Origin of the sequence: Gabonia massiliensis (genome assembly GCF_001403595.1) — a bacterium.
GTDB lineage: Bacteria > Bacteroidota > Bacteroidia > Bacteroidales > Coprobacteraceae > Coprobacter > Coprobacter secundus.
Window position 1 is genome coordinate 561,771 of record NZ_LN877938.1, and the last position, 22,767, is coordinate 584,537.

General features: G+C 45.3%; 12 protein-coding genes. 4 read left to right on the top strand and 8 right to left on the bottom strand.

Annotated elements, in window-relative coordinates:
• From BN2628_RS04365 to BN2628_RS04385, 5 genes are all read right to left on the bottom strand, one after another.
• The coding region (locus BN2628_RS04365) for a sialate O-acetylesterase (RefSeq protein WP_317614740.1) at positions 1-636 on the bottom strand (636 nt) is incomplete at its 3' end.
• 44 nt (positions 637-680) lie between these two features.
• Positions 681-2,942, bottom strand: a complete 2,262-nt coding sequence (locus BN2628_RS04370) for a glycoside hydrolase family 3 N-terminal domain-containing protein (RefSeq protein WP_055096164.1) — start codon at positions 2,940-2,942, stop codon at positions 681-683.
• Positions 2,943-2,944: 2 nt separating this feature from the next.
• Positions 2,945-5,890, bottom strand: coding sequence for a galactose-binding domain-containing protein (locus BN2628_RS04375; protein ID WP_055096167.1), 2,946 nt, complete (start codon positions 5,888-5,890; stop codon positions 2,945-2,947).
• 176 nt (positions 5,891-6,066) lie between these two features.
• On the bottom strand, positions 6,067-8,142 hold the full coding sequence (locus tag BN2628_RS04380; RefSeq protein ID WP_055096169.1) for an alpha-amylase family protein: 2,076 nt from the start codon (positions 8,140-8,142) through the stop codon (positions 6,067-6,069).
• A gap of 19 nt (positions 8,143-8,161) precedes the next feature.
• A complete protein-coding gene (locus BN2628_RS04385) occupies positions 8,162-10,336 on the bottom strand; it encodes an alpha-galactosidase (RefSeq protein ID WP_055096171.1) in 2,175 nt (724 codons plus the stop codon).
• A gap of 589 nt (positions 10,337-10,925) precedes the next feature.
• Here BN2628_RS04385 and BN2628_RS04395 point away from each other — a divergent pair.
• The 3 genes from BN2628_RS04395 to BN2628_RS04405 all read left to right on the top strand — a co-directional run bounded on the left by BN2628_RS04395 (position 10,926) and on the right by BN2628_RS04405 (position 18,458).
• On the top strand, positions 10,926-11,555 hold the full coding sequence (locus tag BN2628_RS04395; RefSeq protein ID WP_044229763.1) for a cytidylate kinase-like family protein: 630 nt from the start codon (positions 10,926-10,928) through the stop codon (positions 11,553-11,555).
• A gap of 84 nt (positions 11,556-11,639) precedes the next feature.
• Entirely contained in the window at positions 11,640-12,266 is a 627-nt protein-coding gene (locus BN2628_RS04400) for a DUF4923 family protein (RefSeq protein ID WP_055096175.1), read from the top strand.
• A 396-nt stretch (positions 12,267-12,662) separates the two neighbouring features.
• Entirely contained in the window at positions 12,663-18,458 is a 5,796-nt protein-coding gene (locus BN2628_RS04405; protein ID WP_257606385.1) for a T9SS type A sorting domain-containing protein, read from the top strand.
• Positions 18,459-19,023: 565 nt separating this feature from the next.
• Here the strand turns inward: BN2628_RS04405 and BN2628_RS04415 are convergent.
• From BN2628_RS04415 to BN2628_RS04420, 3 genes are all read right to left on the bottom strand, one after another.
• Positions 19,024-19,848, bottom strand: a complete 825-nt coding sequence (locus BN2628_RS04415; RefSeq protein WP_021930379.1) for a mechanosensitive ion channel family protein — start codon at positions 19,846-19,848, stop codon at positions 19,024-19,026.
• Between the two features lie 39 nt (positions 19,849-19,887).
• A complete protein-coding gene (locus BN2628_RS17205; protein WP_154668398.1) occupies positions 19,888-20,025 on the bottom strand; it encodes a hypothetical protein in 138 nt (45 codons plus the stop codon).
• Between the two features lie 146 nt (positions 20,026-20,171).
• Complete coding sequence (locus BN2628_RS04420) at positions 20,172-20,852, bottom strand: MIP family channel protein (protein WP_021930380.1); 681 nt, start codon at positions 20,850-20,852, stop codon at positions 20,172-20,174.
• 480 nt (positions 20,853-21,332) lie between these two features.
• On the opposite strand from BN2628_RS04420, the gene BN2628_RS04425 reads away from it, so the two are divergent.
• Positions 21,333-22,658 (top strand): ATP-binding protein, encoded by a 1,326-nt coding sequence (locus BN2628_RS04425; protein WP_055096314.1) that lies wholly within the window; start codon positions 21,333-21,335, stop codon positions 22,656-22,658.
• The last annotated feature ends 109 nt before the right edge of the window (positions 22,659-22,767 follow it).

Genomic DNA, 22,767 nt, shown 5'->3' on the forward strand with positions numbered 1-22,767 from the left:
ATTGTAGCTCGTCCATGCTTCTGCAGGAGTGCCGCCCCAGGTACAGTCGATAACTCCGACCGGAATACCGAGTTCCTGCCACAGACGACGGGCAAAGAAGTACCCCAGTGCGGAAAATTCGGGTACGGATGCGGGAGAGCATTCTTGCCAGCCTCCCATTGTCGAAGCGACGTCGGCTGCGGGGGCAAGCGATGTTGCTTTTTTTACCTGAAACAGGCGTATACAGGGATAATCGGCAGCGGCCACTTCCTGTTCGTAGTTCAAGACTTTGCCCCAGCCTGCTACGGGCATTTCCATATTGGACTGTCCGGAACAGAACCAGACTTCTCCTATCAGGATATTGCGCAAGGTGATTTTTTTCCCGTCCGAGATGGTTATGTCAAAGGGCCCTCCAGCTTCGGGGGTGGGTATGCGCACGCTCCAGTTCCCTTCGGCATCGGAGTGAAAACGGTATTGCTCATGGTCCCACTCGGTAGTTACGGTCATTTTCTTACCGGCGGCAGCTTTTCCGTAGAGGGTAACTTGTGTTTTTTGCTGCAAGACCATATTGTCGGTGAATATGGCGGGCAATGTGACTTTTGCCCGGGCACTTCCGACGACCAGGCAAAGGCATAACAGGATAAATAGCTTTTTCATATTTTTTTTACTGCTGGTGGTTGTTTTTCTATGTGTCGTATTTTTCAGCGGACTATTATTGTCCGTACAAAATGTATTTGGTCTGATGCGCTTCCTACTTGTATCTCAAATTCTCCGGGCTCTACCACTTTCTGCATACGGGTATTGTACAGGGCGAGTTCCGAGAGAGGCAACGTAAGTTCGACGGTCTTTGTCCCACCGGCTTCGACAGAGATTTTGTCGAAAGCTTTCAACTGCTGAACCGGTGTCGCCACAGTGCTTATTTTGTCTCTTACGTAGAGTTGCACTACTTCCTTGCCGTCTCTTTTTCCTGTATTCTCTACTGTAACCTTGACTTTGAGTATGCCATCTGCCGTCAGGAGAGTATCGCTCAGGACACAGCCGGTGTACCGGAATGTCGTATAGCTGAGCCCGTAACCAAAATTCCATAGGGGGTCGGGCTTATCGAATATATAGTGACCCTTGGGTTCGTCGGGAGTCCCGGGCTGGTCGAAGGGTTCTTCGCGGTCGGTAACATAGTGATTGTAGAAACAAGGAGTATTGCCCGTACTTCGGGGGAAGGAAACGTTTACTTTTCCCGAAGGGTTTACCTTGCCTGTAAGAATGTCTGCCAAGGTATTGCCCTGCTGCTCTCCAGCATACCACTGCACCAGAAGGGCATCGGCATTTTCTTTTACCCACGGCATTGCCAAAGGCTTACCGGCAATGAAAACGACAATGAGCGGTTTGCCGGTCTTTTTTATTTCCTTTAAGAGGGTCAGTTGCTCCCCGGGCAGCTCCAGAGAGGAGAGGTCGAATCCTTCACCGCTTGTAGAGTATCTGGGCGAACGTCCCAGATAGGTGCTCCGCGTACCTATGGCGACTATGGCTATGTCGCTCCGGCGGGCTACTTCAACGGCTTCTGCTATCTTGCTTTTGTCACGGCTCCACCAGTCACAACCTTGGGCATAATTGATGGCAACTCGGTCTTCCACAACGTTTTTAAGTCCCTGTAACAAGGTTATTCCTTCGTCGGTGTCGCTTGTCGTCCACGAATAGTCGCCCATGACTGTCTGGTCGGCATTGGGCCCGATGACGGCTATGGATTTGTAGCGTGTGATGTCCAACGGAAGTATGCCGTTTTTGTTCTCCAGCAAAATCGCACTCTCGTCGGCTATGGCTTTCGACAGTGCTATCTTCTCTTTGCTGCGTACTACTTTTTTCACTTGTTCGGGGTCGCCATAAGGTGCATCGAAGAGCCCGAGGCGAAATTTTACTGTCAGTATCCTTCTTACTGCCCGGTCGATGTATTTCTCGTCTAACCTCCCGTCGGCCACCATCTTTTCAAGGGTTTCGTAAGAAGAGTCTATATTCAGGTCTACCCCTGCTTCGAGTGCCATTTTTGCGGCTTCTTCCCGAGTAGCTGCTGCCCGGTGGAATGTGTGCAACCGCTCTACCGAGCCCCAGTCGGAATATACGTATCCGTCGAATCCCAGCTCCTCGCGCAACAGCTCGGTCATGTAGTAATAAGAACCGGTTACGGGTACACCGTCATAGGCACTGTAACATGTCATGACGGCCATCGGGGCGGTGCTCCGTATCACTTTTTCAAAGGGGTACAGGTACAGGCTTCTCAATTCTCTTTCTCCCCCGCTTACTCCGGCACAGTTCAGCCCGCCGGCAGGCGTACCGTGTGCTACAAAGTGCTTGGGCATACAGGTTATGTCGTATTCTTGGTATCCTTCGATAAAGGCTTCGCCCATGCGGGCTATGAGATAGGGGTCTTCGCCATAGGTTTCTTCTACCCTTCCCCACCGTAATTCCCGGGCAATGTCGAGCACAGGCGAGAGGATTTGGTGTATACCTATTGCCCGGGCTTCTTCTCCGGCTGCCCGGGTCATCTGCCGAACCAGCGAGGGATTGAAAGTGCTGCCTTGTGCCAATGCGTGGGGAAAGATGGTACAGCCATTCTGCAATATGCCTTCTATGCCTTCGGCTGAAGTGAGTACGGGAATGCCGAGGCGGGTATTGGTCTTCATGTATGTCTGTAATGCGCGGTACATTACGGCACAGTCGAAAGCGGGCATACTCATCTCATGCGTAGTGCCAAAACTTCTTCCGGCAAAGATTTTGTCTATATCTTCGAGCTTGCCTGATGCCCGGTTTTGCAACTGGTCTATTTTTTCTTGCAACGTCATCCGCGAGAGCAGGTCGTCGACCCGCTGCTGTACGGGTGCCGAAGCGTCTTTATACAAGGGCATTGCCCCTGTTGCAGACAGCGATGTTGCAGCAAGGGCAATGGAAATGGTTATGAGGTACTTTTTCATGATTATTTGTTGTTGTAAGGTGTTACTTGCAGGCGGTATGAGCCTCCTTGCAGGAGAGACTTGTCGAAAGTGATGGCGAGGTCTTTGCTCTCACCGGGCATGAGGGTAAAGTAGTTGTCGTTCATCATGGCGGGAAGTATGCGTTCTCCGTCGGTGGTACGTACGGCCTGAACGTGTACGGCAAATGCTACTCCTTGCGCCGAACGCGGATTAGTGACGGTTGCATTGATGCATGCTTTGCCTTCTTCGTCACCATCGACCAATTTGGAGGAAACTTTCAGCCGGGCTTCGGGCAGGGTATTCAATGCCGTAAAATCTCGACGGCCGTTTCCTCTCCAGTAGTTGTTCTCGGAGAGTACTTTTCCGGATTTGTCTTTCAGCGTAAGGCGTATAAAATGCACATCGGTGAGGCCTTCGGTGGGACGGGTCCCGCTGAGGACGTCGAAACTCCAGAGAGAATAACCGAACCACCATCCCAATTCGATGCCGAACATACGCACGTAACGGGCTTTTACTTCGGGGAAGGTGATTTCTTCCACGCCTTCGCGCCCTTCGTTCGTCTTGTATATTTCTTTCCAGTTTTTGGCGTCGTCCGAGATTTGTATTTTATAGGCTTTTCCATAGGCTGCTTCCCAATTGAGGCGTACGCCCCCGACCGATTGTATGCTGCCCAAGTCGACATATATCCATTCATTGTCGCTCCTATGCGCTGCCCAACGGGTATCGTCCTTGCCGTCCGATACATAGGAGGGGTCACCTTGTGCAGTAGACGAGGCTACTGCGGGCTTGCCCAGCGACAAGATTTCTCGCTCACGATTTACATCGAGGGTAAAACATGTGGTTGCCGTATTGGAGAGGGCATCGACAAGGGCTTTTTTCTGAAGGTGCTTTACCGGCTTGCCATCCATATTATAGATTACGGCTTCGGCTGTGAGTGCTTCGTAATTTCGTGCTGTGGTATTGGCAACTTTGATTTCTTCGGTAACGGGATTCCAGTATATATGGAGGGGCTCACATGCGGACTTGCACCCCCAATAAGCTCCTGTAAGGTCGTAATAGTAATCGTACGTCTGCCATACCATAGAGGGATATGCCGACTGCCCCATCCAAAGCATGATGCCTGAGGCATCTTCCCACATGTGGTCTAACCAGCCTTCGAAGAGGGCTTTATTGGATTCTATATTGACAAGCTGGGCTTTGCGGCAAAAGTCTTGTGCGTCGCGGGCAGTTCCGAATTCCCGGTCGATGGACTCGGCATAACGGTCGGGCAAGGCATTGCCTGCTCCCGAACCGAAATAGTGCTTGTTCCACATATCATCGCGCGGCCACCAGTTCTCGCGGGGCATGAATTTACGGAAGCTCTCGAAGGTGGGAACTACGGCTGTTCCTATCTCGGTACGGAATCCCCAGCCCCGTTTACCGTCTCCTCCGGAAGAGGGGTCGGGATATTTGCTGAAATAATAACGGGGGTCGAAGGCTCCCCAGTAACCGCTTCCACTCAATCCTCCGGAGTTGGAACAGGGCTGGAAATAGCGGTCGCCTCCGTCGAAAGTACGAATGTTCTCGGCCATCCAACCGGTAAGCGGGGGTTCGGGTGTCGCTTCATTGTCACCACACCATACGGCTATACAGGGATGGTTGCGTACGCGCTTGATTTTTTCGAGCATGTTGTTGTTGAAAGCGTTCAGGTCATACGGCAGAGTCGGGTTGGAATTGATCCAGAAATCGTCCCAGACCATGATGCCGTATTTGTCGCAGTACTCGTAAAACTCGTCATCGGTAACCGAACCGAGCCAATTACGAATCATATTGAAATTCATGTCTTTATGAAGCCGTATCCGAGTCTCGTATTCCTGCCCGCGGCAGCGCAGCATATATTCCGACATGCCCCAATTGGCTCCTTTGACGAATACGGGGACTCCGTTGATGTGGATGTGGAAGATATCGCCTTCCTTGTCATAGGTATATTTACGGATACCGAACGTAATGTCCCGGGTGTCGGATATTTCGTTACCCGCCAGAACTTCTATTTTGCAGTTGTACAAGTTGGGGTCTCCATACCCGTTGGGCCACCAGAGTTTGGGACTGTTGATACTTAACTGAGGGTAATAACGTTTGTCGAATTTTATTTTCCGGGTAGCTCCTGCCTCGATTTGTATCTCTTCTTCGAAGGTGATGTCCCCGGGTGTAATCGTGCCTTTGACGATGTATTTTTCTGCTCGGGAACGATTGTTTTCTACATCAAGCTCCAGCGAGAGGTCGGCTCTTGCATTGGTGGGCAAGTCGGTACGAATCCAGGGGTCGATAAGGGTTGCCGTACCGGTATTGCTCAAATAGACTTTGTCGGTAATACCGCTATTGAGACCCGGCACATAGGGCATCCAGTCCCACCCTCCGCTCGACAGGTAGTTGGGGCTCCCCTGATTGGCCAACGGGGTGCGAGGTATGTGCACCAGAACGGCCAATATATTCTTGCCATCTCGGTCTATAATGTCGGTGACGTTGAAGCGTCCCCGATGCATAAATCCGTCTAACGTCCCTAACAGAGCCCCATTGAGGTATATGTCGGCTTTGCGGTTGACTCCGTTGAAATGTAACCAGACCAGTTCTTTTTTATAGTCGGCAGGGACTGTAAATTCGGCCCTGTACCAAAAGCTCCTGTCGTACTTGCTTCTATCGACCCGGTGTATATTGTCTCCGAAATTGGGGTCTTCCTCGTAGCCGGCTACTACATACGAGTTGAACACAGTCCCCGGAACTACGGCATCGACCCACGAAGACATATCGTAACGGGGGTCGGACAGGCGGCTGACGTCATTGCCGACTTCGGCCTGAGGTTTTACTTTCCATGTAATCGACGGGGTTCCGCTGTGGAGGTAGATATTTTCGGCCTGTAACGGAATGCAGCCCAGACATGCAGATATGAAGGCTGTACATATTTTTTTCATATTTTACGCTTTGTTTTTTGTTGTCGAAATTGTTTTTCTCTTTCTTGTCAAGGGTTTTGTACGGATAAAAAGGGATGTACCATTTGCTGCCGCGTCTTTTTCATTTATCCTAAAGACCGGCTTGCCATGATGATACTCCCTTTTTATCTTCTCTTTCAAAAAGGGAAACGGGACAGCTACTTCAATGTGATACGATAGATGCGTGCATCTTTCCCAGGTATATCATAGTGAAGTTCCCCGTTTTCTACGGCAGCGGACCGGCCCGTCCACAATTCTTTGACCGATACTACCTTACGAGGGTTTATATCCAGAGCTTCCATAGATACCGAACCGGAAAGGTCGCCTTCGGCATCGTAGTTGAAACAGGCAACGTAGAGATGATGTCCGTCACGCAGCATAAATACAGACTCGGCTCCGTAATGGGTATCGCGAAACGATTTGTAACCGTAGACGGGCATAAACGAACGTTCTAAAGATGCCAATGCGAGTATATCTTTATTGTCTAACAGCTGAACCGCCCGTTCGATGGAGAGTTTCGGATTTCCGGTTTTTGACGGCTCGTCGGTACTGAAGTTGTCGCCCAACAATATCATTCCGGTAACTACTCCGGTGGTAATACGTGCCCGGTTTTCGCCCTCTGTCTCTCCGTCTTTCTGCAATACAATATGGTCGGGGTCGTTGTACTGGAAAAGCTTATCGGTCCACCATCCATAAGAAAGAGCGTTCATCACGTATTCAGAGTGTCCTATCGTGCCCCAAGCGTCGCAAGAGATGCGCCGGGAATTGCCATACTGGTAAGGGAAAAGCGGGGCTATCGAGAGGGAAAGGAACATGTCGTCGCCTGCCAAACCGAGCAGATAGCTGAATCCCTGATTGTAGGCTTGTGTCCCGGTGGTAACATTCTTGTCGTAGTAAGAATCGCCTTGTACGGCTCCGTTGGTCACAAAGTCGAGTTTTACATATTTGAATCCCCATTCTTTGAACTTCTTGAACTGATATGCCATGCGTTCTTTTATGGCCGGATGGGTGGGGTCGACACAGTACCCGCCTTGTTTGTGGGGCTTCCCGTTTACATACAAAAAGCAATCTTTGTACTTGTATTTGTTCTGAGTTCCTTCTACATAGGAGTCGCCATTGTCGCCCCAGTATGAGAAGGGACACCAGTAAATTCCGGGAATCTGCCCGTTTTCTTCACATTTGCGAACGTATTGTTTCAACTGGTCTTCGCTCATGTTGTCCCAAAAGGAGTCCAAGTCGAGGACAACTTTACCTTGTCTATTGTGGAATCCTTTGGGGTATAATGTATTACGGAAGAAATCGGAGGCATCGGCAGCTGCTTTATAGTTGAGATGATTGGCAAGTACCGCCCAACTATTCCAACCGACAGGGGCTCCTTGTGTCCAAGTAGAACGTATCGGGATAACACAGGTATTCGCTTCACCGTAGGCATTCATTCCTTCGCGCCAGTCATCGAAAACGCCCAGCATCATCTTGGCCGATTTTACACTATTGCCCTTTACCTTACCATGAGGTAACTTGTCGCGGGTAATATCGGAGGATGCTCCGGAATAGCAACAAAGCTGCTCGACAGTACCGTTGTCGGCCGACTTGACACGGACGGCGCTCTTCCAGGTGTCGTGCTCGACCGAGCCCAGCACTACTCCCTTGCGACTGTCGCCATGATAGAGCGAAGTGACTTCGTAAGAGGTGAGTTCGCCGGTCAGCTTGTGACACTCGTAACGGATAAACCCGTCGTTGTCCCAGGGCACGAACAGCATCCTGTTCTGTTCGCTTCGGGGAAACCATGCGACCGGTGTTTCTGTAACAACCGGGGCCAGGTAGTTGGACGATATACCGGCATCACCGGTCAATTCGACTTCGGTAAGAATATAGGGGCGCTTATCGTAGGTATATATCTTTTGCACCAATGCAACCGACGCCGAAGTACCGCTGAAACGAAAGGTATGGCATGTTCCTTTCCCGAAATTGTCATCGACCTTGTTCCGGGTATATTGCATCGTGGCGAATGAAGCGGGTGTCAGGGTCTTGGTCCCTATACCGGGAATATCGCAAGTCGCTTCAGGACGGGCATTCGCAAATATGCGAAGCCCTTTATAGTCGTAATCGAAACTTTTTGCCTGCTCGTCATAGGTGATGCGCCACCCTCTGTTTTTTATGGTTACGGCTCCGGCCCGCAGGGAAAATGCGGACAGAATAAATATGCTTAAAAATAATATTGTTCCGGTTTTCATGATAATGTCTTTCTATGATTTACAATGCTACTGCCTCGAAAACAAGGCTCTCGTACTCGTCGCTCATATAGAACGCGACACCGTGGTTCATCAGGAAATCGCCGGAGAATACTTTTCCTTCCAAGGAGTCGAATCGTGACCAGCGATTGGGTATCTTGTTGAGCTCGTGCAGGCGATATTGCTTGTCGGGGTCTAGTCCTTTGAGGTACAGTACTTGATGGTCTCCGTTCAGTGCCTTAGCCATGAGATAGGAATAAACAACGGCATGGCTCTTGTCTTCCAAAGCATACATAAGGGACACGCGGTTGCTCTCATAGGGCGACAGGAGGCGGTACATGTCACCGAACTGCACTACGTCTTTGACCCGGTTGTAATCGCTCATGGCCAGACGGCAATAGGCCTTTTCGTCGTCGGTCATCTGCCGGGGTTGCAAGTCCATACCGAGTTTGGCCGATGTGGCTACGTCGAAACGGAACTTCAAAGGTACCGTCCTGCCGGTGATGTGGTTGGGACATACCGAAACATGGCTTGCCATACAAATGGCGGGGAAGAACTGGCTGGCTCCCCACTGTATCTTGATGCGGTCGAGTGCATCGGTATTGTCGCTAATCCAGAACTCGTCGAAATAGGGCAATGTACCGTAATCGATGCGTCCCCCACCACCGGAACATGCCATGATGGTGACGTCGGGATACTTCTCCCGTACACGCTTGAGTACCGAATATAGACCTCTGACATACTCTATCCACAAGTGAGACTGCTTGTCGGCAGGGAGATAGCCGGATGCTGCATTTGTCATAAACCGGTTGCAGTCCCATTTGATGTAAGATATGTCTTCGGTCTCGCTCATGGTCTTGTCTACTACGCTGAAAACGAAGTCCTGTACTTCCGGGTTACAAAGGTCGAGAACAAGCTGATTACGGCTCAAATCCAACGGGCGGTTGGGTTGTGTTATCACCCAATCGGGGTGTTTTTCATAGAGTTCGCTTTTGGGATTTACCATCTCGGGTTCTAACCAGATACCGAACTTGATATTTCTCTTCTGACACTCTTTTACCAGATAGCCCAAGCCGTCGGGAAGTTTCTCCCGGTTTATCGTCCAATCGCCCAAACCGGCATTGTCGCTGTTTCTGGGGTGCTTCTTGCCGAACCAGCCATCGTCGAGAAGGAAAAGGTCGAATCCCATATCGGCGGCATCGTCGATGATACCGGTCAGTATTTCATTGTTAAAGTCGAAATAAGTGGCTTCCCAATTGTTCATCAACGTCATATGGGGCTTCGTCCCGTTGTATACTCCATATTGGCGGGCCCAGCGGTGAAAGCGGCGCGATACCGTACCTTTACCCTGATTGCTGTATGTGTACAGCAACGGTGGCGTAGTCAAGGTTTCGCCTTTTTTCAGGGTATATTGCCCGGCATACGAGTTGATACCTGATATGATGCGCAGCTTATCTTGGTTGTCGACACTGAAATGGAAGGCAAAACTTCCCGGCCATGCCAGCGTAGCCCCGATGACCTTGCCGCACTCTTCGGCCGCAGGCTTGTCCAAAGAGAGGTAGAAACAGGCATGCCCGTACTCGTTGGAGCGAACACCCAGGCGCGACTCGACGGTCTTTACCCCACGGGTGAGAGCACTCTCGGTCATGTGCATCTCATTTGCCCAATTTCCCCAAAACTGAGTCATATAATAATTTCTTGCATACAGGCTGATGCAGGACGAGGCGTAATCGTAAAGTACAACAGGCTTTTTCTCGTTACTGGTATATTCTACCCATTGTTCTATGATGTCTTCTTTCTCGTATGTCTTGAAGGAAACTTTTGCTCCGAATGCAAAATACGTGTCTTTCAAAAAGATGTCGGTCTGCACTTGATTATCGTTCAGACGACGCTGCTCGACCCTGTCAAACACCAATTCGGTAGAAGTGTTCCCGTCACCGTGTACGGCTCGAAGCGCCGGCTGGTGCACATATCCGGTTCCGAATGTAAGCAGTATTTCGTCGTTGGAAACCGGTACGAGTTCGCAATCCTTCTCCCTCAACCGATTGCCCAGATAGGACTGGCATAATTTGTTCTTGTCATTTACCTTATACACCAAACTTGTATTGTCCGTCTGGATAACAATAGTTTCTTGTGATGTTGCATTTGCCAATAACGGAAATGACAACATTGTCATAAGTACCGAAAAAAATTTCATATCGTGTGTTTTATATTAAAAATTTATATCAGACCTAAATAATAAGAGATGATACATAAAGTTTACCTCCAAAAAGAAATCACATTTTAACATTATAAATATTTCCTTTTTATTCCAATACGGAAAGTCTTGAACAAAGCCGATTCTCCAGTGCACAATATTTTATGCTACAAAATGACAAAAAATATAAAGATTCTACCGACACAAATATTTCAAAAAATACGACGAATGTAGCATTTTACCTTTGTCCAAGCGGTGTATTTACAGTTATTGCATTTCACATCTACATTTGTTATAGTGAGTATACCGGCTTGCCTCCGACATTACGGACGGGACATTTTTTATATTCTTTGCCCGGGGAAAGAGGCTTTACAAAGTATCATACGGCATATCGAGCATATTGCTTGGCGGAGGCTGCATCGGTATTTCTATCACTTATGTCTCAAAAAAAAGGTCATCGAACGATGAAACGGGGCTATCGAACGATTTATTCTCATAATTGATAAAAATAAAATTTCTTTTTTCGAATAAACTTCGTAAGTTTGCTTTGTAAATGTGTATCGGCAAGATACTGTATGACGATATTTATATGAAAAACAATCTTATCATCACCATCGGACGTCAGTTCGGAAGCGGTGGCCGCGAGATAGGCCAGCGCCTCGCCAAATTATTCGATATTGCATACTACGATAAGGAACTTATACAGGAAGCGGCCAAAGAAAGCGGCTTGAGCTCGGAATACTTCGAGAGGGCCGACGAGACGGCTCCGGGGTCTCTGCGCAACATCCTCACCATGAGTTGGGCAACTCTGGGCAACTCTTTCGGCAACGACGGTACATTGAGCAACGAGAATATTTTCAAGTACCAGTCGGACGTGATTATCCATCTGGCAGAAGACCATCCGAGCGTATTCGTAGGACGATGTGCCGATTATATACTCCGCGAAAACCCGATGTGCTTCAACGTATTTATCCATGCTCCGTTGAAGGACAGGATAGAGCGTATCATGAAACGTGAGCACATCTCGAAGGCGGAAGCTATGGAACTGGCTTCTAAAAAGAACAAATGCCGCGCCAACTATTATAATTATTATACGGATAAGGAATGGGGGGCTGCCTCATCATACGACTTGTCGATAGACTCTTCGAAGCTGGGCTGTGAGGCTACGGCTCTGTATATCTACGAATTTATCCAAAAAGTACAGAAAGGCAACTCATAAGATGCCGGGAGTAGCCGGCCTTCGGGATATATATAATTATTTAACCGGGAGATTTCTTGTTCTCCCATTTATCATTACATCATTATGAAAAAAAGTGCAGTTTTGATAGTAATCCTTGTCGTCAACGGGATTATGTCAAATGTGTTTTCACAGACAAAAACAAGTTTAAAAAATTTGTTAAATAACGTCGTAGAGGATGCTGTAAACTCAGTTACGAACAAAATCACGACGTTGACTCCCGAAGATATTGCGGGCACATGGAAGTATTCTGCTCCGGCCTGCGAATTCGAAAGCGGGGAAGTACTGAAAGATGCAGGCGGAAAACTGATTGCCGCCGAAGTGGAGAGCCAGCTCACCAATATATATACCAAAGCGGGGATTACGGCTTCGACTTTCGGATACAGCTTTGCCGACAGTACGTTTACCAACCAATACAAAAAAATCAACTTAAAAGGGACATATTCTCTCAACGGGACCGACAAGCAAATAGATATGACTTACCAAGTGGCCGGGCTTATCCGCCTGGGCGAATCATCGGCCAAGATAGAGAAAAACGGTGACAATCTTGTCTTGCTCTTCGATGCCCAGAAACTGGTGAAGATATTGTCTACCTTGTCGGCCAAGACTTCGAGCACGACGCTGAAAACGGTAAATTCGATTTTGTCGAACTACAAGGATGTCCTTATCGGATATGAGCTGACCCGACAATAGGCGGTCGTAGCGGCTCTACCCTATCTTATTTCCAGAAATATCATCGGTTGCTTTTTATAGGAAGCCGATGATATTTTTTTATAACAATTTTCAACAAAAAAAAATTTAAAAAAGGATATAATATTTTCATTTTTGTTATATTTGTAATATATAAAATTATGTAGAGTGCATTTGTCTTATTTGATTTTGAAAGACACGTCTGAAATATAAAACGAGAAATTCACATTGTACAAAAATTCATATATCAAATAAATATCAACATCCAGCCTGAGTTTCTTTTTTTATCCATCCGGCATTCAACCGTATCTTGAAATCAGAAAACAAATCGATTTCCGCGCTTTACAGTACATGTATAACTTATCTCCTGAAAGGAAATCGGCAGGGTTTCTTGTATTTATGAAAAATCATTATTTCCACAAACGCAACTATGTATTATTAGTTACATTTTGGTGTATCATGAGTGTAAGTCATGCATTCAGCTGGAGAGATGCAACTCAAGCCGATTACCCCCATGTATATCTCAATTCCTCATTCCATGCGGAGAATCTTATCGGCAATTCGGGATGGAGTGGCAACTTTACATTCAGCCCTACTGCCATATCGGGAAGGTACCCAGGTATCGAAGGTTCGGAATTCATCTCTCCAGAATTGGACTTGCTGGCTGCAGAGTGCCCTTCATTGATTATCTACGGCCCACAAAATAAATCATTTACTGTCTTTGTCAGCAATGATGGTATTCATTACAAATCTATAGCCACAACTTTAAATACCAAATCCCGATTGCCGAAAGATACCAAACGCATCAAAATAGAAAGTTGTACCGGAACAAATATAGGAATTTCCTGTATCCAGATACTCAACCTTGACGAATCGTCTTCAAGGGAAGAATTAAAAGATATAACTCAAACCATCTTATCCGGTGATGACCGGGGATATGCTGTGCTCGACGAAGCATCGGGGTTGTATATACGGGACGTCTCCATCACAAGCAATACTCTATTGGCACTTAAAAGTTCCCGTGTATATTGCAGCGGATACACATTTGACTTCTTTTACAAAGTAGGAGAGGAATACATCAAAGGGAACAACGATTCTTATAAATTTTCAAAAAACGGTTCTTACCATTATTTAATTCCCGCCCATACAAGTGAAATCAGGCTCTATCATTCTGATGTATCTCAATTTTACGCTCCTTCCAAAGTCTCTGTATATGATAACAGTTACAATACCGATGGAAGTTGGGATACAGGCATATTTACGAATGATATTTCGGCCATCCATACATCATATTATGATATAGACGGTGACGGAATCATGGAATATCAGCACAACTCCGCACTTTATGATTTCCAAAAAGGTTTTCTGAACAACATCAGTGTCGCTTCTGATTTTGCAGGCTTTACAGGGTGGATCAATTACAATAACGATGACCACATAGATTATTATTACAATGAGGGGGTCCCTGCTTATATCGCAAAAGGTGGAGATGCATTCAACTTCACCCAGGTTTATTCAAGAACCGATAATAAATATCTTCTCAATCCTATAGACTACAATAACGACGGCAAGACAGAATTTTTGGAGAAGAATGGAAACGACGCTGATACAAAGTCTCATAATACACTGGTCTTGGACAACGAAGGGAACTGGCAAAATGAAAAAATACGAGTGATGACATTCGATGAATATAACGGGATAAAGAAAAAAGTGGAATCAACAGGCGGTATGGTGATCCCCGGGATGCAAGATATGTATGCTCCTATTATCTCGGCAGCGCCATCGAGTTTCGGAAATTATAATGCAATAGACATAAACAGTGACGGACTTACGGATTTTGTAGATACTTCGCTGGGGTGCTATTTTCTCAATACGGGAGAAAACAGCTTTGTAGAAGGCAAATTCGGCGGGCAAGTTACTTTCCGGGATTTCAACAACGATGGCTTGACAGATCGACTGACTTACGACGAGAATACTAAAACAATGACCTTGTGTTTAGCACAAAAAGAAGGAAAAGCCAACGAAGTGCAACTATTTTCGGGATTATATTGCAGCGATAAAATATGGTGTTATGATTTTGACAAAGACGGAGACATTGACATTCTTGTCCCATTCGACTTTACCACAAATCAAGGTTCATTTAAAAATGGGGCTTCTTATCTTGTCATGATAGAGAACAAAGGTAACGGTTCATTCAAGAAGCACGAGACTTATCTTGAGGGTGAAGTATATTCTTATTACTGTATGGATATCGACGGGGACGGTTGTTATGAAGTCGTTTCTAAAAAGTCAACCGATGAGGTCGTGGGAAAAGATGACCGATACAACACCGATTTGTACGGGATAGATTATGTGGCTTACAAAATTTCGGGAATGGACGTATCGGCCGAGCCTATTCTATTGAAACGCGCCGGGACTATTTATTCTGACCAAAAAGGGAGATATTGGGATGACCAATATCCGTTTTTGATTGCAGACATCGACAACAGCGGCCTTTTGAAATGCTTGTATATGACAGAATATGCCAATCATATATTCCAAATATCCGACAAGGTAAATTCCGTCCCTCAAAAGATGTCGAAGCCTAATTTTGTATATGAAGCCGCTTCTGGTATGCTGAAGATATCGTGGGAAGCGGGTACGGATACCGAATCATCAAGTTCAGACTTGACTTATGCCCTCCGTATAGGAACAGCTCCCGACCAAGGAGACATCCTTTATGCACATGCGCTGCCGAATGGTGCCCGCCGTAATTTGCTCGATGGGAACAACGGTTACAATACTGTGCGCACACTCAATACGACATCCTGGCCGGCAGGAAAATATTATATTTCCGTCCAGAGCATCGATCCGAACCATCGTGGTTCCGAATTCAGCGAATATGCCATATTCGAAAAGAAAGAACCCGATAACGGATTTGTAATTTCATACAAGCAACCTTTTGCCGTAGGGGATGTCTGCAAAGTGACGTTGACCAACAAGGCTTTATCATCGAATATCTACAATTGGGATTTCGACGGAGCAGAAATCTTAAACCAAAGCGAGGATAAATCTTCTTACGAACTCCGATTCAAAGATAGTGGAGAAAAACGCATAGCTCTGCAAGTCTCGGACTCAAAAGGCAATTTGTCAAACATCGTCGAGCAATTTATCAACGTTACTTCCGGAAATATAAAACCGGGGAATATACTTTTGGATGACAACACAGCATTGACGGATGTCGGATTTGCACTCGATATGGATGAAGACGGCATTTCCGAAATATATTACAACGATGAACATCGTTTTATGCAAGGCAACGACAATGGGGTGTACACGAAGATAAAGAAAATCTTCAACAGCAACTCAAATCTATACATAGAGAAGGCCGCCACGATAGACTTGAACAATGACGGCTTATGCGACATATTCGGGACCAGCAACACAAAGACACTGGTGAAAGTCATCAATGAAGGTGACAAGGACTTGTCCGTGGAAACTCCGACTACTCTTTCTACTCCCGGTTGGGAAAGTATGTACGATTTTGACAATGACGGATTATATGACATAAAACAATATTATAATCGGACGGATCTTATCTATAAAAATACCGGAGATTATATCAACTTTGAAACGGTCAATTATGGAGCATCTTCAATAGCCGGTTGTAACGACTATAACAATCATGGATTGACAGACTTGCTTATCCCCGTATACAAGTGGGATGACAATACGCAAACGGGAGTTACCGATTATGTTGTCTACCAGAACAACGGAGACTGGACATTCACTCCGGCATCTACCTTACATTCGATAACAACTATCGATAAAAATTCGGATGAGTTCAAGAGCATCCTCCTGATCGATGACTTCGACGGTGACGGCAAAACAGACTTCTTTATCCAAAAAGAGCAAAACAACGTTATTTCTTATTCTATAGAATGGGGAGACAAGGATGTTACCAATATCGATTTTCCCAAAGAAATATCGTATATATCGGCATTCGATTTGGATAATAACGGCTGTCGCGATTTAAGAATTTGTGAAATAAAAGGTTCTCAGGGAGTCCATGAGGCGTATGCCATCTATATGTATCCCAACCATCAATACAAAATAGATAACGTATCAGGTACCGAGTCTGATTTTGAAATAGACAATTATTACAACTTCTATACAGGTACTCCGGTTTTTTATCGTTCTGACGGGACTTTGAGCCTGAATGTCAATATTCTTAAAGGTAACAACTCGATACCTCAGGCTCCTGGAAACTTACGGGCTTCCCAGACAAAAAAAGGCGTAATGATAGAATGGGACCATTCTGCAGACCAAGAGACTCCTGCCAAACTTATGCGATATAATATCAGCATCAAGCGCAAAGGCATGGAGGGGGACAACGCTTATCTAATCTCTCCTTGCAACAGTGCAAAAAACAACGTGCATATTCCTTCAGACAAACCTCTGATTCCCAATAACCGGTACTTCATACCCATAGCTAATATTGCGCCCGGAGAATACGAAATACAGGTACAAGGTATAGACGGATGGTATATGCAATCGGACTTTTCGGAGGTCTATAATCTGGCTGTCACAGAAACGTTGTCTATGGAAATGCCTGCCTCAACGTCTGTAGACACAGATACGAAAGTAATCGTATCGGGCAATATCGCAGCAGACATCAACTGGGACGGGGCAATAGTGAAATCGCAAGACAAAGACAGTTATACCATTGCGTGGAATACTCCGGGCATGAAAACGGTAGTTTTCAGGAATTTCACGCAACAGATTTACGTACATGAGAAACCCGAAGGTGCATTTTCCCTCCCTGAAAGCGCGATAGCCAATTCAACTATACGGCTGACTGCCGCAAATGCATCCGGCTCTCTCTGGGAAGTATCCACCGACGGTACCAATTATGAAACCATCGGGGAAAACCCAGTTGTCCATATAAATGTTATAGATGATGACAGTCTGACAATACTTTTTACAAAAGTCGGAAAATATCATATACGCCATACCGTCAGCGACGAATTCTGTACGGTGGCCTATGATGACAATATTACGATTACTGACGAGCCGACCACTCAGGAAATTTCTGTCATAACAGTCGATGCAAATACAGGAAAACACTTGATTTCCTGGGATGAACCTACCCATCTGCCTACAGGTGTAGAAAGTGTAAATGTATATAAAGAGACTTCGCGTCTCAATGAATACAAACTGATAGCCAATGTGCCTCTCGGTACGGGATATTATGTGGACCCATCTTCTGTCCCAGAAATGTCTGCTTCACGTTACCGCTTATCCTGGGTACTGAGCTTCGGCGAATCAGAACTCAGCAAGGCCCATCAATCCATTCATGTATTGATAAATCGAGGTATAGGAGATTCCTGGAATCTGATGTGGAGTAAATATGAAGGCCGAGATATAGAAAGTTATCGCATCCTCCGCGGGACGTCTCCTGAAAATATGACAATCGTCTCGGAAGTTTCGGGCCATATGTGCTCTTATAGCGATATGGCACCAATGACCGGCAACGCATTATATTATGCAGTAGAGACCGTGCCAGCAACGGCCATATCGGGAAAATCATATTTGAAAGCAGCCGATACTTCTGCAAAATCTCGCTCTAACATAGTCTCTATCATCAATGCTGCACATACCGATTTTATTACGGACATAGTCATCAAAGGGGAAAATGAAGAGAACGAAATTTTCTTCGAAGACAAGGAAACCCTCAAGCTGACGGCTTTTGTATATCCTAATACGGCAACATTCCAACGGCTGAACTGGCTTATTGTAACCGGTGAAGATATTGCGACAATAGACAGGAACGGATTGCTTACAGCAAAGGAAGGGAAAAGCGGTACGGTGACCGTACGCGCTTATGCGATAGACGGCTCAGGGGTATACGGTGAAATAAATGTCACCGTAACGGGAAATATAACACGGATAGAGCCCGTAAGTAACGACAAAGAGCACCGATTATCGGTATATCCGTCTTTTGTCGACTATGAAGTAAATATCAAGGGGATTCCCCAAACGGACAGTCCTACTAAGATTTATATCTTTAATTCCAATGGTGAGGTACTTTATATAAAAGAAGTATATGGCAATAAACAGATAACAGTCGATTGCAGCGGCTTCAATGCCGGAGTCTATTTTGTAAAAGTCGTTTCCGGAAATATTTCAATGAGCGAACGCTTTATAAAAAAATAGATGTGGCTTATATATAACAGCAAGGGCTGCCCAAAACTTTTTGAGGCAGCCCTTGCTGTTACTTGCAGTCTGAATGTGAAAGACATGAAACCGGCCTTACTCCCCGACAGAAAAAGAAATAATCTCAAGTTTGTCCTTTATAGACTTACAGCCTATAAGTTAAAAATACTATGGGCTACCTCTTCGGATGTACTTTGTGACAAGGACTCCATAGAGTAAGGCAACTATATAGTTGCCCAAGTAAACAATACGTCTTGACAATATTGTATGTCTTCTCAAAAGCAAAGTCCGGAAGAGACTGCGTTATAAAATCGTTACCGCAGTTCTTTCCGGACTTTGCTATTTCCTAATATCTCCTAAGAGCCGGTTGTCTAAATTTTTCAATAAAAATATTATCCGGTCTCTTTCCCTGTTTTCTCTCGCCAGATAGCCAGCTATCATCCTCTCAAAAAGGGGAAAACATCCTCAAAAGGAAATCTCAAACCCCGCTCAAGCAAAATGCAGACAGGCTCTATCTGTATCGAATGGAAATTTTACAATCGGCTTTATCCATAAGCCATATTTCTTATTTCTCTGTCCCGTGGATAGTAAGTTGCGGGAAAGGAAAGCCAATGCCTTCCTTGTTAAAGGTGGCATATACAGTACGATTCATCCAAAAGAATACATCCCAATAATCAGAGCTTTTTACCCAGACACGTACCGTAATATCCACACTACTCGCACTCAAAGCACCTATCTCTATGACAAAAGACGGATTTTTCAAAATACGCGAATCCGAATCGATGACTTGTTGCACGACCGCTTTTACCTTCTCGAAGTCTTCATTATATTCTACTCCAAAAGTGAAATCGACCCGACGAATATCTTTTTTACTGTAATTGATAACAGCATTGCTGCTCAACGAACCGTTAGGAGCGAATATCACCCGATTGTCAGGTGTTACCAGAATGGTATGGAATATCTGTATCTCCTGCACGGTTCCACTCACACCTGCCCCCTCGATATAATCTCCTACTTTGAAGGGTTTGAATACGAGAATAATCAACCCGCCTGCAAAATTGGACAAGTTGCCCGACAAAGCCATACCGACAGCCACACCGGCCGAAGCCAATAACGCGGCGAAACTTGTCGTCTCGACTCCCAGCTTACCGATGATGGCAAAAGCCAAAATAAGGTTCAACAAAATGTTCAACAGACTTCTCAAGAAAGTCTGGACACTCGTTTCCAGCTTGCGCTTTTCCATAATTTTAGCTATCAACTTGTTGATGTACTTAATGATAAAGCGCCCGATTACATAAATCAACACAGCAACCAAGATATCCTTACCGGCATCTATACTGAAATCGATTAGCTTTTCCAATGCTTGGTTCATGTTTATTGGTGATTCCATTACTAAATTAAATTATAAATTATTTGTTTCATATCCATATTACTCTACTTTGCCCATATCATCAGACATGAGAATCTTCCCATCTTCAGAGCCTGCCTGCATTTTGCCCGGGACATTGTTGAGTTCTTCTTTCGGTCTTCCGTTTTCTCTCGTCAGACAGCCAGCTATCATTTTCATAGAAAAAGAAAAACGTCCTGAAAGAAGCTCTCAAACCCAGCTCAGCAAAATGCAGGCAGGCTCTGGAGATGTTGTTAAAAAAACAGGAAGTACCCATCTCTCAAATCATATAGAAACAATTTGCCAGATTCTGTTTATCCTATATTTCACTTTTCGGCATCTAAATATTTCCAGACTAAAGCAGACAATGCAGCGCCTATCATAGGGGCCACAATAAACAGCCATAACTGGGATAATGCAACTCCTCCTTCAAACAGAGCAGGAGCTATGCTACGCGCCGGATTGACGGATGTTCCCGTAATAGGAATACAAACTATATGAACCAATACCAGGGTCAACCCGATAACCAATCCTGCTAAAGATGAATTTCCTTTTTTACTGCTGGTAACTCCCAATACGACTAAAACAAAAATGAATGTAAATATAAGTTCAGCAATAAATGCCTGCCACAAGGTCCCTTCTGCATAACTATTCGCACCGGTCATTGTAGGCCCGCTATTTCCCCCTGCCGATACCAAGGTATAAATAATCGCCGACCCGACCAAGGCTCCAATTACCTGAAACAACATATAGAATCCGGCATCTTTACCGCTCATCCTTTTCGACAAGTATACTCCCAATGTTATTGCCGGGTTTATATGGCATCCCGAAACTCCGCCAATCGTGTAAGCCATGGCTACAACAGACAAGCCAAAAGCCAAAGCGACCCCGATAGTCCCGACTCCGGCACCTACCGTACCTGTAACGCTACCGGCAAATACTGCACTGCCGCACCCCATCAGTACGAGAACCATAGTTCCCAGCATCTCTGCAACATACTTTTTCATAATAATGATGAATTTAGATTAACAAAAGATTAAAAATATCTGTTTCTGGCATAACAGAAAGGCAAATTAAACAAATTTATTTGTGATAAAAAAAATTATATAAGTAAAAATTCAGCTATCGCCAAACAGACTTTCATTTTATAAAAAACACGTCGTCCCGGTTTATCTTTGATAAAGGCTACCTCCTGCAACATAGATGAGACGGTCCGGATTTTCCAATTAAGGAAATATTATCGAGTCATCTTTACGGTTTCTTCAGATCTCTCTTCCCGTTTTCTTTCGTCAGATAGCCCGCTATCTTCCCCTTAACAACAGAAAAATATCCGCGAAAGAAATTCCCAAACCTGACTCGGGCAAAATGCAGACCGGCTCTTAGAGATAGAAAAGGGAATTGTTCTGCACTATATGTTACAAAAATGTGTATATTTGCACAAATTACATTGGTAAAATGTGATATATAGACAAAAATACCAATATAAAATGGAAATAAAAAGAGATATAATGTCCGCCCTACTCCAATGGAAACAACGGTCAGAGCGTAAACCACTCATTATTCAAGGAGCGCGACAGATAGGTAAAACGTGGATTATGCGAAAGTTTGGAGAGGAGCATTTTGATTATGTTGCCTATTTTAACTTCGACGCATCGGAGGAATTGTGCCGAGAGTTTGAGAATACGAAAAGTCCCGAACGGTTGCTTGGTATCCTCCGTCTTTATACGGAATATCCTATCGAAGCAGGACGAACATTGATTATTTTCGATGAAATACAACAGAGCAACAAGGCTCTCAACAGTTTAAAATATTTTTGTGAAGAGACTCCCGAGTATCATATTCTTGCGGCAGGTTCACTATTAGGTATATCTCTTTCGCAAGGCGATTCATTTCCGGTGGGTAAAGTAGAATTTCTACAAATGTATCCAGTGACATTCCGAGAATTTTTATGTGTTGATACGCCACAAATGTACGAATATCTGGAGAATTTAACGGAGATTGTACCGTTGCCAGAAATTGTTATGGGGCGTGTCGGAGAGGCATATCGACGCTATCAAATTTGCGGAGGTATGCCGGCAGCAGCTACTGCTATGCTTGAAAAGCGAGGTATACAAGAGATTGAGGAGGTTCAGAAATCGATTTTGACGGCCTACTCTCTGGACTTTGCCAAACACGCTCCAAGCAAGGATATTCCGCGCATTGCGTCTATCTGGAAATCCATACCATCCCAGTTGGCAAAAGAAAACCGAAAGTTCATCTATAAACTTGTCAAAACGGGAGCACGGGCGCGGGAATATGAGAATGGACTGTTGTGGTTAGAGCATGCAGGGATGATATATCGTATCTTCTGCTCTTCCAAACCCGGCTTGCCGTTGAGTGCATACGATGATCTCTCGGCATTCAAAATCTATTTGTGTGATGGAGGCTTGCTCCGTGTCATGGCACAACTCCCGGCGGACGTGCTCTGGACAGAAAATCCGCTTTATAGCGAATTCAAAGAAGCAATGGCAGAAAATATGGTACTACAGTCTTTCGTAACACATTTCGATGTAATGCCGAGATATCGGACCTCCGAAGCTACTGCAGAGGTGGATTTCCTGTTGCAGAACAATGCGTCATTATTTCCTGTGGAGGTCAAATCGGGTACTCGTTTGAGTGGTAAAAGTCTCGGGATATACATTGACCGCTTCGTTCCTGAATTGGCTCTGCGTTTTTCCATGAATAATCTGAAACAGGATAGTACGATTCTTAATATCCCCATATTCCTTGCGGATTGGACCCTTCAATTACTAAAATTATCTACTAAGCGATAAATTATCGGAGATGTCTTTATAATAAATAGTGCAAAGAACAGGCAAGTGATGGTAAGTGGCATGTAAAAAAAACCGTCCTCGCTCCGGTATGGTTCATACATTTGCGAGG

Coding starts and splice junctions, on each gene's coding strand:
- BN2628_RS04370 (WP_055096164.1), bottom strand. CDS start 2,942: ATGAAAAAGTACCTCATAACCATTTCCATTGCCCTTGCTGCAACATCG.
- BN2628_RS04375 (WP_055096167.1), bottom strand. CDS start 5,890: ATGAAAAAAATATGTACAGCCTTCATATCTGCATGTCTGGGCTGCATT.
- BN2628_RS04380 (WP_055096169.1), bottom strand. CDS start 8,142: ATGAAAACCGGAACAATATTATTTTTAAGCATATTTATTCTGTCCGCA.
- BN2628_RS04385 (WP_055096171.1), bottom strand. CDS start 10,336: ATGAAATTTTTTTCGGTACTTATGACAATGTTGTCATTTCCGTTATTG.
- BN2628_RS04395 (WP_044229763.1), top strand. CDS start 10,926: ATGAAAAACAATCTTATCATCACCATCGGACGTCAGTTCGGAAGCGGT.
- BN2628_RS04400 (WP_055096175.1), top strand. CDS start 11,640: ATGAAAAAAAGTGCAGTTTTGATAGTAATCCTTGTCGTCAACGGGATT.
- BN2628_RS04405 (WP_257606385.1), top strand. CDS start 12,663: ATGAAAAATCATTATTTCCACAAACGCAACTATGTATTATTAGTTACA.
- BN2628_RS04415 (WP_021930379.1), bottom strand. CDS start 19,848: ATGGAATCACCAATAAACATGAACCAAGCATTGGAAAAGCTAATCGAT.
- BN2628_RS17205 (WP_154668398.1), bottom strand. CDS start 20,025: ATGAAAATGATAGCTGGCTGTCTGACGAGAGAAAACGGAAGACCGAAA.
- BN2628_RS04420 (WP_021930380.1), bottom strand. CDS start 20,852: ATGAAAAAGTATGTTGCAGAGATGCTGGGAACTATGGTTCTCGTACTG.
- BN2628_RS04425 (WP_055096314.1), top strand. CDS start 21,333: ATGGAAATAAAAAGAGATATAATGTCCGCCCTACTCCAATGGAAACAA.